Raw genomic sequence first — 15,635 nt, 5'->3', positions numbered from 1 at the left:
TAGTTGGGCATCAGGTAGAAAAAGTGGCGGTTCAGAGGCTGATGACTGCGCCGATAGATTTGGTGCGGCTTCGGTGCGGAATAGAGATATTTATCTCGCATTAGAGTGGTATAAATAGGGTCTAAAGAGTGAACCTTTAACGAACTTGTAGTCTTGCGCTGCCCTCCGAAGGCAGAGGCCACTGGTTCGAATCCAGTCGGGTGCACCATTTTCCGAACATCACAGTATGCGTCGCAGACCGTGCGAAGAAATGAATGCGTTTCCCTGCCGGGACTTGCCCGATCTGACCGCTGGACAGTCGGCTGGCTGACCCGGCTGTGGCCGCGGTCCCTGCGACATTCACCCCCGGTTCCAGCGCCCCGATGAACAGTGAAAAGAGCTGCGCCTGAGAGGACAGGTGAAGCTTGCGATAGGCGTTTTTGCGATGGACCTTGACGGTTTCGTCGCTGATGTCCAGCGATCGCGCCGATCGCGGCCGAGGAATATCCTGCTTTACGGCTTTGTCGCGGCGGTTCTGGTGTTCTTCTACATCCCCATCGCCACGCAGGTACTGTTTTCCTTTACGGAAAGCCGGTTCCTGTCCTGGCCGATTCAAAGCTTTTCGACCCGCTGGTTCAGCGAACTGCTGGCGGATCGCGATTTCTGGCGGGCGTCGTCGAATTCGGCGCTTCTGGCGATCTGTGCCACGCTGTTTGCGACCCTGCTGGGCATCGGCGGTGACCTTTCTGCCCGCATTGCTGCTGATCTTTGCCGTGGACGGGATCCGCAAGGGCGCTGCGCGCCGCCGACGGGCCCGCCTGGCCGAACCGGGCTGATCCCCTGCCGCTGTTGATGACCTTTAGAACGGAGTAATCCCATGTCCACACGCGACTGGAGCACAGTGCAAAGCCGCCGGAGTTTCCCGACCCTTGTCTGGTTCGGTGCAGGGTGTCTGCGCGATCTGCTCGCCGCCCTGCAAGAAATTGGTGGTACATCCCCGCTGATCGTTACCGACCGGGGGCTTGCGGTGTCGGACAGCATAGCCTGGGCGCGGGCCGGTTTGCAGGCGGCCGGCATCCTCTTTGCTATGTTCTCTGCGGTGCAGCCCAACCGACCACCGATAATGTCGCAGACTGTGTCGCGGCGCTGAAGACCGGGGCGCATGACTGCGTGATCGCGATCGGCGGCGGCTCTGCCATGGATGCGGCCAAGGCTGCGGCGATGATGGCCGGACAGGACCGCCCGATTCTGGAGTTTGAGGATCTGGGCGACAATTGGCGCCGGGTTGCAGCGGTGCCTGTGCAGCGCCACCCCGGGGCCATCCGATTGCGATGTGATCGCCAGCATCTTGACGCGCCTCTTGGCCGTGTCATGCTTTGCCAACTCAGCGGGGTCGGGACAGGCCGTGCGGGGCAAGGGGGAGCGAGCAGTTGATGGCATACCAAAGGAGGACGCAGCTTGCGGTTCTTATGGCGCTTTTGTGCGGGGCGCTGTCGGCCTGCGGCGCAGGATCCGACAGGCGCAGCCCCGTGCCACCGGCATCGGTTGTCCACACCCACCCGGGCTTTTACGACAGTCATCCGCATGACGGCGTGGGTGACGTTCCGCGCCGCTATCCTGTGCATGGCATCGATGTGTCGCGCTGGCAGGGCGCCGTGGATTGGGACCGTGCCCGCGCGGCCGGTGTCACCTTTGCCTATATGAAAGCCACTGAAGGCGGGGATCTGCGGGACCCGATGTTCACGACCTACCGCGACGGTGCCCGGCGTGCCGGGGTGCGCTACGGCGCCTATCACTATTTCTACTTCTGCCGTCCCGCGGCAGAACAGGCGCAGTGGTTCATCGGCAATGTGCCCAAGGACCCGGGCGCACTGCCAGCTGTGCTGGATATGGAATGGAACCATCGCTCGCCAACTTGCACCCGCCGTCCCACGGGCACAGAGGTCCGCGCCGAAGCGATGATCTTTCTCGACATTCTGGAACGGCACTATGGGCGGCGGCCGCTGGTCTATACGACGGTCGATTTCTTTCAGGAAACCGGCATCGGGCAGTTGCCCCGCACCGAATTCTGGCTGCGCTCTGTCGCGGCGCATCCGCGCGAGGTTTATCCCGGAATGCTCTGGTCGTTCTGGCAATACACCGGCACCGGGATCGTGCCGGGGATCGACCGCCCGGTGGACATCAACGTCTTTGCCGGATCGCTGGAACAGTGGCGGACTTGGGCGCGCTGAGGCGGGCCTGTTCGGGACAGACGCGCTGCCCCAAAATTCTCTGGTCAAATAATTCGGTGCCTGTCTGATGACAGGCCAGGTCACCCGCGTCCGTTGCCATCCTGCCTGCTCCTGCCGTGCGATGGAGATTGGCGCAGAACCGGAGGGGCGCGCGCGAAAACGCGCCGCCAAAACGAAAACCCCGCCGCCTGGAGGCCACGGGGTTTGAAACTTCGCAAGAGGCGAGCGTTAGATTACGATTCGCGTTCGAGCTTCTTGCGCGCCAGTTTGCGAGCACGGCGAATGCCTTCAGCTTTCTCGCGCGCCTTTTTCTCGGACGGCTTTTCGAACTGCTCCTTGAGACGCATCTCACGGAACACGCCTTCGCGCTGGAGCTTTTTCTTCAGAGCCCGGAGGGCTTGATCGACATTGTTGTCGCGAACACTGACCTGCATGTGGGTTTGACCATCTTTCTTGTAGGGAATTGCACTGTATTGCACTGGAACGCTCGTTAGCAAGTTGATCTTTCCTTGTCGAGTCTGCAGTTGTTTCTAATTCTGTTGTGCAATTGCGGAATTGGGCGATATTGTAACCGGGTAATTCCCGATTGTCGCAAGGATTTGCCCCGACGCGTGCCCTGAGAATGACGTGCTTGCGGGGGGCGGGCGGCAAAGACCCGCCACAGGGTGGCGGGCCCTTGCAGATTTCATCAGGCGCTTCAGTGTCTTGGCGCGGCGCCTCAGTCGGGCAAAGCGCCGCAAAACCCGCCAGAGGCTGCAACGCCGGAGCCAAGTGCGATAAAGGGCGGAGCGCGATAGGGATTTGGCGGATCACCCGCAAGATCCAATCCGATCAGGACAAAGATCCCGACCATTGTCAGCGAAGCGGTCAGACGACGGGTCATGTGCGCGCCTCCAAACCGACGACGGACCGGATGCGAATCCCTACAAAGGCGCCTGCAAACGCCGCCACGAACCAGACCCAGCCGTGCAGGCTGCCTGTGCCGATCCCGGAAAAGAACGCCCCGACATTGCAGCCAAAGGCAATCCGCGAGGAATAGCCGAGCACGAGGCCCGCAAGGATGGTCGCAACCCAGGCCCGCATCGGATAGGACGGCAAGGCCTTATCGAGCCCGCCCCGCCGCCAGGCCGCCACGCAAAAGGCACCGGCAATCATCCCGAAATTGGTGAGCGATGTGTAATCCGTAAGCAGGCTGGTGTTCAGGCGCTCAACCGATCCCGCAGCGGACCAGAACGGCGAACCGGACAGATCCGCACCAAGCGACACCGCGCCTTTGGCCGCCCAGAGGCCAAGGCCGTAAACCACCCCCCAAGGCTGGCCTGCAACCACGAGGTTTGCAATGGCGAGCGCGGCCAGTGCAAGCGCCGCCACCAGATAACGTGCGGGGATCCCGCGCGAGCCGGGTTTGCCAAGTGCCCAGAACAGACCCGCAAGCAGGGCCAGGCCCACCAGCGTCACCACCAGCCCGGCTGTGCCGCGCAAGGTCAGGATCGGCAGGGCACCCAGGTCCGTCCACCAGATCAGGTGATAGGCACCGGCAAAGCTGCCGATTGCGAAGAAGGGCAGCGCCAGCAAGCCCACCGGATTGCCCGAGCCCGCATTGATCAAGGTCCCCGATCCGCAGCCCAGCACCACCTGCATCGCCGCGCCAAAGACAAAGGCACCGCCGATCATCGCCCAGCCGATGGGCGCCTGCGCGCCGCCCAGCTCTCCGGGATAGGCGGCAAGCAGCGGGATCGCGACGCAAGCCACCAGTGCGATGGCCAGAAGCTGCGCCAGAATGCCCGCCGGTTCGCGCCGCAGGATCATGGCACGCCACGGCCCGGCAAAACCGAACCGCAGCCCCTCTAGCGCGATGCCAAAGCCAAGGCCGATCAACAGCATCAGCCCGAACCTCGCCCCGGCGAACAGGGCGACAAGCGCCACGAAGATCAGCGTCGCCCCGATCAGCCCGGCGCGGGTCAACCCGGCGCCGGGCCGGGCTGTCTGTTGCTCAGAGGCAAGTGTCACAGGCTGCCACCGGTGATCTGGTTGAGCAGATTGCGCAGCAACCCCGGCTGGTTCTGCATGTCACCATCGGTCTGCGAATATTCGACCATCGATCCGGGATAAAGTTTCACATTCTCGATTCCGGCAAGTTCGGACATGGCGAACCAGTCGGTTGCCGCCCAATGGCCGGTATTGCAGAACGACACCACAGCGTCTCCCGGCTCGATGCCAAGCTTTGCGCGCAGCGCGGCGACATCCGTATCGGCGCCGATGGCGGTGGCCCCGGGACGGAAGAATTCCGTATAGGGCAGGCTTTGCGCGCCGGGCAGGGTGCCGGGACGGGCCGCAGCCTCATGCGCCATCTTGCCTTCGAAAAAGGCGGGCGGGCGGGCGTCGATCAGCTTGCCACTATCCTCGCCCGCGACGACGCGCTCTACGGCGGCGATGTCGGCGGTCCATGTATCGTTCCAGGTGATGTCCAGATCGGTTGCTGTGGGCGTCACCGCATCTGTCGACAGGGGCAGGCCCGCATTGACCCAGGCAGTTGCACCGCCGTTCAGGATAGACAGGTCGCTGAAACCGGAACTTTTCAGCGTCCAGTAGACTCGCGCCGACGCGCCAAAATCGGTGTCGGTATCGCCTTGCGACACGATGACCACCGGGCGGGCGGGATCAAGACCCAGCTTTTCATAGGTCGCTTCAAGGTCAGCAACCGGCGGCACCGCCCCGGGATTGTTGTCCGGTCCCCGGAAAAGACCATAGGGCGCAAGAACCGCGCCGTCGATATGCCCCTGCTCATACCCCTTGGCACGAATATCGAGGATGAGCGGGCCTTGCGCCTCTTGCACCAGTTCGGCAGGGGTGATCAGCGGGCCCAGATCCTTCGCCAGTGCCGTTGTGGCAACAAGCGCAGCGAGGCCAGTCGCGATAGACAGAATGATCCGTTGCATCGGGACCTCCTAAAATAAATGATGTGTTCCCCCCAGATTTAGGAAGTGACGCTGTGTTTCAAGGTGGTCTGTCATGTTTGTCCGCCTTGTATGGGAACCGTTTCCTGCGCGTGTCCCCATGGGGGCAACAGGGGCGCCTTCGGGACCGACGTCAAGGGAACATCGTGGCGCTGGGCATTGCAAAGATGGAACAGGGTTCTTTTTGACCTCTGCCCGCGACGTTGGCCACGACCGCGAATGGGGCAAGGCGACCGCCGGATCAGGGCAATGTCCACGCTCAGGCGCCAGTCAGCCCTGCCACCGCACTCTGCGTCAGGACACGATCACGATATATTCGCAGGGCTGGTCCGTTCGGTTCTCGAAGGCGCAGTGATCGGGTGAGCCAAGCGTCAGACAATCGCCCGCGGCAAGGTCATGCACCGTCTCACCCTCGGTGAAACACAGACGACCCTTCAGAACCCAGATGGCCTGCTGGATAAAGCTGAACGCCTCGGGCGGATAGGCGACGCGGGCGGCGGGCGGCAGCCGGACCTTTGTGATGTCCATTCCCTGCGCAGCTGTCTCATCTGACCGCGCCCGGGCGGCAATCTGTTCGCGGACATAGCCCGTTTCCGGATCGTTCCAGACAGGGCGTTCGCCCGCGCGCATCAGCCGGGTTTGCGCCTCTGCCGGTCCCACGCGCAAGAGGTCGGACAGGCTGATCTGAAACGCCCCGGACAAGCGCCCCAGCAGAGCCGCCGTCGGGCTGGAGACACCGGTTTCGACCCGATGCACCATGGCCCGCGACACGCCCGACCGATCTGCCAGATCACTCAGCGACCAGGACCGTGCGATGCGTTCCTGATGAATACGTTTTGCTAGACAGCGCGCCTGTTCGTCCAATATATTGGACGGATCGACATTTGCACCGTCATTGGATGAGTCTGCCATGAATATTCTCGACGCTCAGGAAAGGGATCTTCCCGCCATCCTAGACATTTACAACGATGCCGTCATCCACACTGCCGCAATCTGGAACGACAGTCCGGTCGATCTGGCAAACCGGCACGACTGGTGGCAGCAAAGGCTTGATTTGGGCTATCCCGTGCTGGTCGCCCGCGATCCGAGCACGGATGAGACGGTCGCCTACGCAAGCTTTGGCGACTGGCGCGCCTGGGACGGATACCGCCACAGCATCGAACATTCAATCTACGTGCGGGCCGATCAGCGCGGCAAGGGTGTTGCCAACCTGCTGTTGCCTGCTCTGATCGACCGTGCGGTCGCGCTGGGCAAACATGTCATGATTGCCGGCATCGAAGGATCAAACACCGCCTCGATCCGGCTGCATGAACGCCACGGCTTTGCGCAGGTGGGTCACATGCACGAGGTCGGGACCAAGTTCGGGCGCTGGCTCGACCTTGTCTTCATGCAGCGGCGTCTGGATGAACGCACAGAGCCGGGACAGGGCCGATGAATCCGCTGATCGTCTGCTGTCTCTTGCTTGCCGGCGGCTCGGCCCTCGTGCTGCAGAACGTTCTTATGGTTCAGGCGCGCGCCATCTCTGGATCGATCTGGGCGGCGCTGTGGCTGAATTCTGTGGTTGGGCTGACCGTGCTGACGGTGATGGTCCTGTCGACGGGCGGGCTGCGACCGTTCCAACGCCTGTCTGACGCTGCCCACTGGTGGTTTATCGTGCCCGGGCTGCTGGGCACTCTCTATGTGCTGGCAAGCCTGCAGGGCTATGCGCGTTTCGGGGCGGGCATCACCATATCGACTCTTGTGGCCAGCCAGCTCATCAGCGGCCTGCTGTTCGATGCCTGGCGCAGTGGCCAGATTGGCTGGCAATCGATTCTTGGCGCGGTGCTGCTGGCCGCCGGGGCGGGGCTGGTCGCAACCGGCAGGGCCTGAGGCTTTACCAGACGCCCGAGCAACCCCGACGCACAGGCCGCAAAGCACGCGCATCGGATGCAAAAGGCGGCCCTTTTTGCGCCAGGGGCTTGTCCCCTCGGTCAAACGACAGCACCCTGACGATACGCTGGGACCATCGCGAAATACGCGTCTGAAAACAGAACGCGGCGGCTGGCGATCTGTTATCATATGTATTGGAACGATTTTATGGCACTTTCTGACTGGATCTTTGGTCGCTCCCCGACACCACCCCAGCAGAGGGGCGCGATGAAAGCCGCGGGCCGCACCCTGCAGACGCCGGTTGTGCAGGCCGATCGCGTACCAGAGGGCGATTTTCGCTTCATCGCGCTCGATGTGGAAACCGCCTGCGGTGATGCGGCCAGCATCTGCCAGATCGGCGTCGCCTGCGTGCAGAGCGACAATCAGATCCAGACCTTTTCGATGCTGGTCAACCCCGGCACCCGGTTCGATCCCTTCAACATCCAGCTTCACGGCATCGGCCCCGAACATGTGGCCGATGCGCCGCGCTTTCCCGCAGCCCTCAATGCGCTTCTGCCGCTGCTGGAACGGCATCATCTGGTCCAGCACAGCTCTTTCGACAAGCGCGCTCTGAATGCCGCCTGCGCTGCCTGCAACCTTGCCGCGCCGGATCTGCGCTGGAGCGATAGCGTCATGATCGCGAGACGCGCCTGGCCCGAGCTTAAGGGAAACGGCGGGCACGGGCTGGGCAATCTCAAGCGGGTCCTCAACCTGCAGTTCCAGCATCATGACGCGGGCGAAGATGCCCGGGCTGCGGCGATGGTCGTGTTGCAGGCCGAAGCCCGCCTTTCGATGCCGTTCGAACAGCTGACCGTTGCGCAGGGCAAGTCCCGCTTTCCAGCGGGGCCAAGCGGGAGGGCCCTCCTGCGGCAACTGCGAGCCGAAGCACCCGAGATATAGAAAATGATTTTCTGAAACAGATGTGACGAACCGCGCCATTCGTCATCATGTTCGAGAGGCCCGCCGGGCCTTGAGCGCGTCAGCGTGTCAGAACAGCCTCGGCAGCCGCGCAACCACGCTGCTCATCACGGTCATCGACGTGGCAACATCATATTGCTCGTCATGGACGTCACCGCCGCTGTGCCCGACCAGGTCGCGGCGTTGCTTGTCGCTGACCTCGGGCAACTCCTTCAGGTGGACGATGGCATAATGGCGGAACGAGTGGAAGCAGAGTTCCCTCGGGTTGCCGTCCAGTTGCAGCACCAGCGCCTTCGCCCAGTTGTAATAGATCTTGTCGCCGAAGGACTGGCTCTTATTTGTCGGGATCAACTCGGGGAAGAGGGCCGTGGCACCGCGCTGGCGCATCTCTTCGACATGCCTGAGAAAGCCCAGCTCGATCAGGTGCTCGTGAATGGGAACCAGGCGCTCCGAACTAAAGGTCTTGACCCCGCGGTGCATGTTGTTCCGGATGTGATAGCAGGGAATGCCGTCGACGGACACGACATCACGGGGTTCCAGTCCGAGAACCTCCTCCCGCCGGGCGCCGCTGTAGCCAGCCAGGATCGGCCCCCAGTAGAGCCCATCCGCCTTTACGATGTTGCCACGTTCATGCCGCCGCGACGCTGCTCTGCACCCCGTCCAGATCGGATGCTGGAAGACCTGCTGGAGTTCCGGCAAGATGAAGGCTTCACGTTTGTCGCGGTTGCGCTTTTCTTCCCGGACACGCAGCAGGCCGAGCTCGACCGTGTCCGAGATCTTGATGTTTTCGCTCTTCGCGAACTGGAAGATGAGCTTGAACCGGTCCAGGTGACCGTTGATCGTGCGGGGCGAGAGGCCGACCTGTCTTGCGGGCAGATTCTCGGCGCGTGCCAGAAGCTCATCGAGGGTCCTGTCCGTGTCCTTCGCGCTTTTCCCGTAGCTCGTCGGCATTCGTTGCAGGACCGATTTGTAGAACTTGAGATGGCCCTGCGTAATTTCTCGAACGTCCGTGATGCCCGTAGCCTTGATGAAGAGGCGCGCCTGCGATGCAAGCTGCTTTCTGGTGTCTTCCTTGATGCGATCGCGATCCCTCTCGGCGTTGATACGCTCAACGACAGCGACGATGTCCGGATCGAAACTGAACTCTGGCCTCTGGGCCGAGACTTGAGTTGGGGCAGGTGCCTCGATCGGAGTGGCTTCCCCGGAGATGTGAAGTGGATCTCGCGTTTCGATGATCTCGGAAGGGTCGCCGTCGAGGATTTCCCGCGCAAGGGCGCGCGCTTGCTCAAGGCTCGGATCTTCTCGCCCTTCGGATGCGGACCAAGCAGCGGCTCTTCCGGCCAGCAGCAGTTGTCTCAGAGAGAGAACCGTCTCGGCCGCAGGGTTCAAGGTCTCGCCTGTTGCCGTTTGAATGCTGTCCCGCGCGGTGCGAAGCATCTTGTTGACGCCCGCCTCGGACAGCACGTCGCGCGACAGGACGCCAAGCATCGTCTCCAGCGACGCGATGTCTGCCTCGTTCGAACCTTCGTTAAGTACGGTACGTCGGTCGTGAGCGGAAAGCTCTGCATGCAGTCCCTTGCTCGCCAGGTGAGACCAAGCGCGCGCCGTCGCCCAATCGAGACGCTGGTCTTCCTCGGATGAGCCCACCGGGTCCATCCGGCTGACCCTGCGCTGACCCTGCGCTGACGCTCGATGCGTTCAAGCTCGCTGCGCACAACCGAGGTCAGCCAGGCCTTGGCCTGGGCGGGGGTCAGCTTTCCATCGGTGATTGCATCCAGCATCCGGTCGCACTCGTAGTTCAATCTGCGTGCGATGATACACGCGATCGACCGGTCCGTGGTGCGCAGAGACAGCTGCCAATGTCTGGTTTTTGTGGAAAACTCAGGTACGCGCCGCCGCCAGCTCCAGGTGGAGCCGCGTTGCAGGAGGTAAGGGATGGTCGCCAAGATGCTGCCTCCAGATTGGAGACGAGCGACCCGCATTTCAGCAACTTGTGCTACAGTGCTGTGTGACACTGTAGTTACCAAATACAGCCTATGCCTTTAATTTCAAGGGCTTACAAGGTGATTTGGCTCCGGCGGTAGGGATCGAACCTACGACCAATTGATTAACAGTCAACTGCTCTACCGCTGAGCTACGCCGGAATATGGGGGCCGTATAACAATGCGGTTTTGCGGCGTCCAGAGGGTTTTGTCACAAAAATACAGATTTCTGACATTTACCGCCTGACAAGGCCAAAAACCGCGTCAGCGGACAGGGCACCTAGCGGCGTGGCGACGGAATTTGTCGTCAAATCAACAAGATGCGCAAGAACATTGCGGGTGGCAGCCGGGATCAGCGCAGCCGGGGTTTCGGTGTAGATGCGCCGTGCCAGGGTCGCGGCATCTGCGGGCGCCTGTTTCAGCTCGGCCAGAATGGCGGCCTCTCGTGACAGGCGGTGGTCGATCAGCCAGGACAGGCGTTGCTGCGGTGCGTCGATCGGCGCGCCGTGGCCGGGGTGGAACTGCCGCCAATGCCCAGTCTGCAGCCGTCGGCACGACGCCATGAAGTCGCTCAGATCCCCGTCCGGGGGCGAGACGAGCGAGGTCGCCCAGCCCATGACCAGATCGCCGCAGAACAGCGCATCGCCCCAGCCCAGCGCGATGTGATTGCCGGAATGCCCCGGCGTGTGCACCACGTCTAACTGCCAGCCGTCGCCCTCGATCACCGCGCCATCGGGCAAGGTTACGTCGGGCGCAAAGGCCGCATCCACGCCTTCGCCGCCCCCCACCAGCCCTGTCGCTGCCAAGTCCTGCATGATAGCGCTGCGCCCGGCCAGCGCATTGCCAAAGGCCAGCACCGGTGCGCCGGTGATCTGCGACAGGCGGCGCGACAGCGGGGAATGGTCCAGATGCGCATGGGTGACGACGATGTGGCTGATGCTTTGCCCCGGGCGCAGGGCGGCCAGGATCGCGTCCAGATGGCGGGTATCCTCGGGGCCGGGGTCGATCACTGCAATGCCGCGCCTGCCCAGCAGATAGGTGTTGGTGCCGCGAAAAGTCATCGCTGACGGGTTGGGCGCCAGCAGGCGGCGCAGCCCGTCGCCCAGATCCATCGGGGTGCCGATGGGCGGGGCAAAGCTGGGATCGGGATCGGTCATGTGCGTTTTTCCGGAATGGGTCACGGGACTGTCAGGGCGGTGCTGTCGGCTCTGGCGCAGGGGCGCGTCTTTGACTAGCCTATGCAGGATGTTTCAATGGCTCAAACGCTATATGCCGCGCGGGATCTATGCGCGCGGATTGCTGATCCTGGCGCTGCCGGTGGTCACTCTGCTGCTTGTCGTCTCTGTGGTCTTCATCCAGCGGCATTTCGAAGATGTGAGCGCACAGATGAGCAGGGATCTCTCGCGCGCCGTCAACCTGTCCTTGTCGGTGCGTGACACCCCTGCGGGCGGCGTGGTCGAACGCGGGCTGTCCCTGCGCATCGCGCCGGTTTCCGACGGGAGGGCCCCGTCAGAGGATCAGCGGCGCTTCTACGACTTTTCGGGTCTGGTGGTGACCCGGACCTTTCATGAATTCGTCACTGGCCTGCAGGCGGTTGATCTGCCGAATGACAAGGATGTCATCCTCTATGTGCGCAATGCCGGGCAGATGTACGAGGTGCGGCTTGACCGGGGTCGCGCGTCGCCGTCGAATCCGCACCAGTTGCTTGTGAACATGTTGTTTTTCAGCGTGGTGATGACCTTCATCTCGTTTCTCTACCTGCGCAACCAGCTGCGCCCCATCGCCCGACTGGCCGAGGCGGCAGAGGCTTTTGGCAAGGGGCGGCATGCACCCTATCGCCCCGCGGGCGCGGTCGAGGTGCGCGCGGCCGGCATGGCCTTTGTGGACATGCGCGCGCGGATTGAACGGCAGATCGAACAGCGCACCATGATGCTGTCGGGGGTCAGCCACGATCTGCGCACGCCACTGACCCGCCTGAAGTTGAGCCTGGCCATGCTGGACGATCCCGAACGCGAACCGATGGAGCGCGATGTCGAGGATATGCAGCGTCTGGTCGATGCCTTCCTGGAATTCGCCCGCGGCAATGCCGAGGCGGGACCGGCAGAGCCGACCGATGTCCAGGACTTCGTCGCGCAGCTCGTGCAGGATGCACAGCGGGGCGGTGCGGATGTGACCCTGATCAAGACCAGCGGCAGCGGCATGGTGACCCTGCGCCCCACGGCCATGCGTCGCGCAGTCGAAAACCTGATCGGTAATGCGGTGCGCTATGGCACCCGGTGCGAGGTCAGCGTGATGCTGACCGACGGCTCGATGCGCATCCGGATCGAGGATGACGGCCCCGGCATCGCCCCCGAAAGGCGTGAGGAGGCGATGCGCCCCTTTGTGCGGCTGGATGAGTCCCGCAACCAGAATGCCGGGTCCGGTGTGGGTCTGGGTCTTGCCATTGCGGCGGATATTGCGCGGGCTCATGGCGGCGTGCTGCGTCTGGGTCAAAGCGACAGTCTGGGGGGATTGCGTGCTGATCTCGTGATGGCCCGCTAGTGCCGGGCACAATCGCCTTCGCCCGGTCACGCAGCGACGATGAGCGGCGCAAAGGCGGCCGCGGGTTCCTGACGGGAAACCTCTGATCGACAGCGCCCAACACGCCCTCAACGGCAGGTCGCGCCCTTGATCCATCACCGGGGTGCTTGGCGTTGCTGTGCCACATTTCGGTCTTGATCGCACTCAGATATGCGCGGTTGCACCCCTCGGTCGCACGCGACATCCGGTGCCCTTTGTCAAAGGCTTTGTCCGACACGCCTTAGAGCGTGTCGCGTTAAATGGAATTCAGCCGCCAACCCGACCGCGTTTGCGAAGGCAAACGATGCCTCGGGCCGGTGGGTAAATGCTTTGATCTTATCAAACGCGACACAACCTAGTTGACGTACTGCAGCGGATCGGCAGCCATCCGTTCGCGCAGCACACGTCGCACCGCCGAGATCGTGAAATCGCACTTGTTCCAGATCGCACGCACATTCTGCGCTTCGGCCTTGGCGTACATAAAGGGCGACGGCCAATCGCTGACCAGAACGACAGAGGCCCGGTTGCGCTTTCGATACTCCTGCATTTCCATAAGGAAATCGGCACCGCAGCCGTCGGGAAGTGTGTTGTCCAGAAAAATAAACTTGATGCCATCTTCGCGCATCAGATTGCGCGCTTCGCCCAGCGTTTGAGCAAACAGAAGATCCAGCCGCATCTGCTGTTTGCCCAGCACGCGCTCCATCATCATCCGGTCCGTTTCGGAGTCATCGACGATCATACATCTTATAGCGGCAGTTTGCATGGCATTTCCCGTTTCATCAAAGGAAGCTGTGCGGAACAGAATTGCGCCACAGATCTTGACGAAACCTTAATCGGACTGGAAATCACGCGCGTTGGTTAACATGTCCAGCCCGGCCTCACCGCCGCCAATCCGCCTAAAATCCAGCCGCCGCGTCGTGCAGGAACTGGCCCAGCTTGTGGCGGTCCAACGGTTTCAGCAGCAGATCCAGCCCAAGTCGGGCGCAATCGTCGCGCAGGTCGGCGGAGCGGTCCGCCGAAATGATCGAACAGGGCAGGGTGCCCATCTGCGCCGCAATCGCCGCATAAAGTCCGGTGCCCGACAGCCCCTGACCCAGTTGCTGATCCAGCAACAGCGCATCGGGGCGGATTTCCAGGTCTTCCAGCAGTTGCAGCGCCGATTCCGCATCCTCCGCCTCGATCACATTGACGCCCCAGCTTTCCATCAGGATGGAAATTGCCCGGCGCAGCTGTGGTTCGTTTTCGACCAGCAGCACGATCAGCCCCGATTGCGCCAGACCATGCGGGCGCATCGGGCGCTTGTGGGTGGGCCACAGCGGCTCGGCCTGTCCGGCGATGGGCACATTTACCATGAAACAACTTCCCACCCCCGGTTCGGACCACAGCCCCAGCGGATGGCCCAGGCGCGCGCAGGCGCGTTCGACAATGGCAAGGCCCAGGCCAAGCCCGTCATTGCGGCTCGCCTTGGTGTCCAGCCGCTTGAATTCCTCGAATATTGTGCCCTGATCCTCTTCGGCGATGCCGGGGCCGGTGTCCCAGACCTCGATCCGCGCCGATGTGCCCCGCCGCCGCACCCCCAGCAGCACACGCCCCGTCTGGGTATAGCGCACCGCATTGGCCAGCAGGTTCTGCACCACCCGGCGCAGATAGGCGGGGTCGGTTTCCACCGACAGCGAACAATCGACGATCCGCAGCTCCAGCCCCTTTGCGGCGGCAAGCATTTCCATCTCATCCTTCAGCGGGCGCAGGATTTCCGACAGCGCGACGGGGCGGATGTCGAAACTCAGACCATCGGATTCGAGCTTTGAGATGTTCAGCAGCGCGTCGATGATCTGCTCGGCCGAATTCAGCGCCGATTCCGCCTTGTTCAGCACTGCTACATCGCCGGGGCGATCCGCCGCGCGGTCCGCGAGGGAAGAGATGAACAGCTTGGCCGCCGACAGCGGCTGCAAAAGATCGTGGCTGGCGGCGGCGACAAAGCGCGATTTGGACGCATTGGCCCGCTCCGCCGCACTCAGCGCATCCTCCAGCTCCAGCGTGCGCTCCATCACGCGTTGCTCCAGAATTTCGTTCATTTCATAGAGCTTGCGCGCTGCCTCACGTTCGGCCGTCACATCGGTGCAGGAAATCACGAACCCCCGGTCTGGCATCGCCCGGCCAAAGATATGCAGCGTCATCACATCCCCGCGCCGCACCTCAAAGGAAATCGGCTGGCGTGGGCCGTCCCCCTGCGCCCAGGCGCGGAAATCGCTGCGCTCCATGCCATGGGTAAAGACGATTTCGGCGTCCAGATGGTCCAGCATCCCACCGAAACTGGCCCCAAGGTGCAGCCGACGCGCGGGCAGGGACAGCAGCGCCCCCATCTTCTGGTTCCAGCCCACCAGTTGCGCGTTTTCGTCAAAGATGCAGACCCCCTGATTGAGGTGATCCAGCGTCGCGCGGATCATCCGCGCCTGCTTGTCGCGCAGCCGGCGATGCTCTTGCCGCTCCAGCCGGATGATGTCGGTGACATCGGTCTGCAGCACCACGGTTCCGCCATCGCCGGTGCGGTGTTCGCTGACCTGCAGCCAGCGGTCATGGCTCAGCTGCACGTTGAACATCACATGTCGGTCCTTGTGCCGCCGGATGCGCTTGTCCGCCCAGGCAGCGGGGTCGTCCCCCTCTGGCAGGACCAGATCCGGGGCAGTGCTGATCTGGGCGACATACTTCACGAACGACAGGCCCGGGCGCAGGGACATCTCCCTGAAATCCCGGCAGAATCGCGAATTGAACAGCACGAGGTTGTCGTCGGGATCAAACAGTCCGAACCCTTCGGACACCGTCTCGATCGCATCCGCCAGATTGCGCCGCGCCGCCTCAGTTTCGCGGTTGGCGCGGCCCAGGCGGGCGTTCGAATCATGCAGCAGGTCCAGCGTGCGCTCCAGCTCCAGCGTGCGTTCACGCACCCGCTTTTCCAGCAGCGCTGCGCGTTCGAACTGCGCATAGGCCGCACCCGATTGCGCCGTGCCATATTCCACCCGGCGCATCAGCGATTCCGTGATCTTGATCAGCTTTTCATTCTGCCGCTCAAGAGAGTCATTGGGGTTGACGATGGACATGGG

The 15,635-nt window shown here is 62.5% G+C and carries 16 protein-coding genes, 1 tRNA gene and 2 pseudogenes; 7 read left to right on the top strand and 12 right to left on the bottom strand.

Annotated elements, in window-relative coordinates; translation table 11 throughout:
* Nucleotides 1-136 precede the first annotated feature (136 nt).
* Nucleotides 137-451 carry a helix-turn-helix domain-containing protein gene (locus tag P775_RS29335; protein ID WP_245875892.1) on the bottom strand — a complete coding sequence of 105 codons (315 nt, stop codon included), beginning with the start codon at nucleotides 449-451 and terminating at the stop codon, nucleotides 137-139.
* On the opposite strand from P775_RS29335, the gene P775_RS29330 reads away from it, so the two are divergent.
* The 3 genes and pseudogenes from P775_RS29330 to P775_RS27095 all read left to right on the top strand — a co-directional run bounded on the left by P775_RS29330 (nucleotide 398) and on the right by P775_RS27095 (nucleotide 2,210).
* Nucleotides 398-832: an ABC transporter permease gene (locus P775_RS29330; RefSeq protein WP_245875893.1), complete on the top strand. Its 435-nt coding sequence runs from the start codon at nucleotides 398-400 to the stop codon at nucleotides 830-832. The two genes, P775_RS29335 and P775_RS29330, sit on opposite strands and share 54 nt — an antisense overlap.
* Before the next feature lie 24 nt (nucleotides 833-856).
* Nucleotides 857-1,413, top strand: a pseudogene (locus P775_RS27100) (iron-containing alcohol dehydrogenase).
* Nucleotides 1,413-2,210 carry a glycoside hydrolase family 25 protein gene (locus P775_RS27095; protein ID WP_099913906.1) on the top strand — a complete coding sequence of 266 codons (798 nt, stop codon included), beginning with the start codon at nucleotides 1,413-1,415 and terminating at the stop codon, nucleotides 2,208-2,210. Before P775_RS27100 ends, P775_RS27095 begins: the two are co-directional and overlap by 1 nt.
* 233 nt (nucleotides 2,211-2,443) lie before the next feature.
* Here P775_RS27095 and rpsU read toward each other — a convergent pair whose 3' ends face one another.
* The 5 genes from rpsU to P775_RS27075 all read right to left on the bottom strand — a co-directional run bounded on the left by rpsU (nucleotide 2,444) and on the right by P775_RS27075 (nucleotide 6,079).
* Nucleotides 2,444-2,644, bottom strand: coding sequence for a 30S ribosomal protein S21 (gene rpsU, locus P775_RS27090; RefSeq protein ID WP_099913905.1), 201 nt, complete (start codon nucleotides 2,642-2,644; stop codon nucleotides 2,444-2,446).
* A gap of 284 nt (nucleotides 2,645-2,928) precedes the next feature.
* Nucleotides 2,929-3,093: a hypothetical protein gene (locus P775_RS28330; protein WP_180287602.1), complete on the bottom strand. Its 165-nt coding sequence runs from the start codon at nucleotides 3,091-3,093 to the stop codon at nucleotides 2,929-2,931.
* Nucleotides 3,090-4,220, bottom strand: a complete 1,131-nt coding sequence (locus P775_RS27085) for a YeeE/YedE thiosulfate transporter family protein (protein WP_245875886.1) — start codon at nucleotides 4,218-4,220, stop codon at nucleotides 3,090-3,092. Before P775_RS27085 ends, P775_RS28330 begins: the two co-directional genes overlap by 4 nt.
* Nucleotides 4,217-5,149, bottom strand: coding sequence for a sulfurtransferase (locus P775_RS27080; RefSeq protein WP_099913904.1), 933 nt, complete (start codon nucleotides 5,147-5,149; stop codon nucleotides 4,217-4,219). Before P775_RS27080 ends, P775_RS27085 begins: the two co-directional genes overlap by 4 nt.
* A 312-nt stretch (nucleotides 5,150-5,461) precedes the next feature.
* Nucleotides 5,462-6,079 (bottom strand): helix-turn-helix domain-containing protein, encoded by a 618-nt coding sequence (locus P775_RS27075; RefSeq protein WP_099913903.1) that lies wholly within the window; start codon nucleotides 6,077-6,079, stop codon nucleotides 5,462-5,464.
* On the opposite strand from P775_RS27075, the gene P775_RS27070 reads away from it, so the two are divergent.
* The 3 genes from P775_RS27070 (at nucleotide 6,078) to P775_RS27060 (ending at nucleotide 7,975) form a co-directional block, all read left to right on the top strand.
* Nucleotides 6,078-6,602 carry a GNAT family N-acetyltransferase gene (locus P775_RS27070; RefSeq protein WP_099913902.1) on the top strand — a complete coding sequence of 175 codons (525 nt, stop codon included), beginning with the start codon at nucleotides 6,078-6,080 and terminating at the stop codon, nucleotides 6,600-6,602. The genes P775_RS27075 and P775_RS27070 overlap by 2 nt on opposite strands.
* Nucleotides 6,599-7,036, top strand: coding sequence for a DMT family transporter (locus P775_RS27065; protein ID WP_099913901.1), 438 nt, complete (start codon nucleotides 6,599-6,601; stop codon nucleotides 7,034-7,036). The genes P775_RS27070 and P775_RS27065 overlap by 4 nt, the downstream gene beginning before the upstream one ends.
* 207 nt (nucleotides 7,037-7,243) lie before the next feature.
* On the top strand, nucleotides 7,244-7,975 hold the full coding sequence (locus P775_RS27060; protein WP_245875885.1) for an exonuclease domain-containing protein: 732 nt from the start codon (nucleotides 7,244-7,246) through the stop codon (nucleotides 7,973-7,975).
* Between the two features lie 87 nt (nucleotides 7,976-8,062).
* Here P775_RS27060 and P775_RS27055 read toward each other — a convergent pair whose 3' ends face one another.
* From P775_RS27055 to P775_RS27045, 4 genes and pseudogenes are all read right to left on the bottom strand, one after another.
* Entirely contained in the window at nucleotides 8,063-9,649 is a 1,587-nt protein-coding gene (locus P775_RS27055) for a site-specific integrase (RefSeq protein ID WP_099913899.1), read from the bottom strand.
* 122 nt (nucleotides 9,650-9,771) lie between these two features.
* A pseudogene (locus P775_RS30050) lies at nucleotides 9,772-9,975 on the bottom strand (DUF6538 domain-containing protein); the annotation flags it as partial.
* 87 nt (nucleotides 9,976-10,062) lie between these two features.
* Nucleotides 10,063-10,137, bottom strand: a tRNA-Asn gene (locus P775_RS27050).
* Nucleotides 10,138-10,211: 74 nt separating this feature from the next.
* Nucleotides 10,212-11,132 carry an MBL fold metallo-hydrolase gene (locus tag P775_RS27045; protein ID WP_099913898.1) on the bottom strand — a complete coding sequence of 307 codons (921 nt, stop codon included), beginning with the start codon at nucleotides 11,130-11,132 and terminating at the stop codon, nucleotides 10,212-10,214.
* Between the two features lie 88 nt (nucleotides 11,133-11,220).
* On the opposite strand from P775_RS27045, the gene P775_RS27040 reads away from it, so the two are divergent.
* A complete protein-coding gene (locus tag P775_RS27040; RefSeq protein ID WP_099913897.1) occupies nucleotides 11,221-12,516 on the top strand; it encodes an ATP-binding protein in 1,296 nt (431 codons plus the stop codon).
* Between the two features lie 373 nt (nucleotides 12,517-12,889).
* On the opposite strand, the gene P775_RS27035 is transcribed toward P775_RS27040, so the two are convergent.
* The gene (locus P775_RS27035; protein ID WP_099913896.1) at nucleotides 12,890-13,297 is read right to left on the bottom strand and encodes a response regulator; all 408 of its coding nucleotides are present in this window, start codon (nucleotides 13,295-13,297) and stop codon (nucleotides 12,890-12,892) included.
* A 133-nt stretch (nucleotides 13,298-13,430) separates the two neighbouring features.
* Nucleotides 13,431-15,632, bottom strand: a complete 2,202-nt coding sequence (locus tag P775_RS27030; protein ID WP_099913895.1) for a hybrid sensor histidine kinase/response regulator — start codon at nucleotides 15,630-15,632, stop codon at nucleotides 13,431-13,433.
* Nucleotides 15,633-15,635: the final 3 nt, after the last annotated feature.

It is taken from the genome of Puniceibacterium antarcticum (assembly GCF_002760615.1).
GTDB lineage: Bacteria > Pseudomonadota > Alphaproteobacteria > Rhodobacterales > Rhodobacteraceae > Puniceibacterium > Puniceibacterium antarcticum.
This window is presented reverse-complemented; position numbering and strand designations above follow the sequence as displayed.

Coding starts and splice junctions, on each gene's coding strand:
- P775_RS27095 (WP_099913906.1), top strand. CDS start 1,413: ATGGCATACCAAAGGAGGACGCAGCTTGCGGTTCTTATGGCGCTTTTG.
- rpsU (WP_099913905.1), bottom strand. CDS start 2,644: ATGCAGGTCAGTGTTCGCGACAACAATGTCGATCAAGCCCTCCGGGCT.
- P775_RS28330 (WP_180287602.1), bottom strand. CDS start 3,093: ATGACCCGTCGTCTGACCGCTTCGCTGACAATGGTCGGGATCTTTGTC.
- P775_RS27080 (WP_099913904.1), bottom strand. CDS start 5,149: ATGCAACGGATCATTCTGTCTATCGCGACTGGCCTCGCTGCGCTTGTT.
- P775_RS27070 (WP_099913902.1), top strand. CDS start 6,078: ATGAATATTCTCGACGCTCAGGAAAGGGATCTTCCCGCCATCCTAGAC.
- P775_RS27075 (WP_099913903.1), bottom strand. CDS start 6,079: ATGGCAGACTCATCCAATGACGGTGCAAATGTCGATCCGTCCAATATA.
- P775_RS27065 (WP_099913901.1), top strand. CDS start 6,599: ATGAATCCGCTGATCGTCTGCTGTCTCTTGCTTGCCGGCGGCTCGGCC.
- P775_RS27060 (WP_245875885.1), top strand. CDS start 7,244: ATGGCACTTTCTGACTGGATCTTTGGTCGCTCCCCGACACCACCCCAG.
- P775_RS27055 (WP_099913899.1), bottom strand. CDS start 9,649: ATGGACCCGGTGGGCTCATCCGAGGAAGACCAGCGTCTCGATTGGGCG.
- P775_RS27045 (WP_099913898.1), bottom strand. CDS start 11,132: ATGACCGATCCCGATCCCAGCTTTGCCCCGCCCATCGGCACCCCGATG.
- P775_RS27040 (WP_099913897.1), top strand. CDS start 11,221: ATGTTTCAATGGCTCAAACGCTATATGCCGCGCGGGATCTATGCGCGC.
- P775_RS27035 (WP_099913896.1), bottom strand. CDS start 13,297: ATGCAAACTGCCGCTATAAGATGTATGATCGTCGATGACTCCGAAACG.
- P775_RS27030 (WP_099913895.1), bottom strand. CDS start 15,632: ATGTCCATCGTCAACCCCAATGACTCTCTTGAGCGGCAGAATGAAAAG.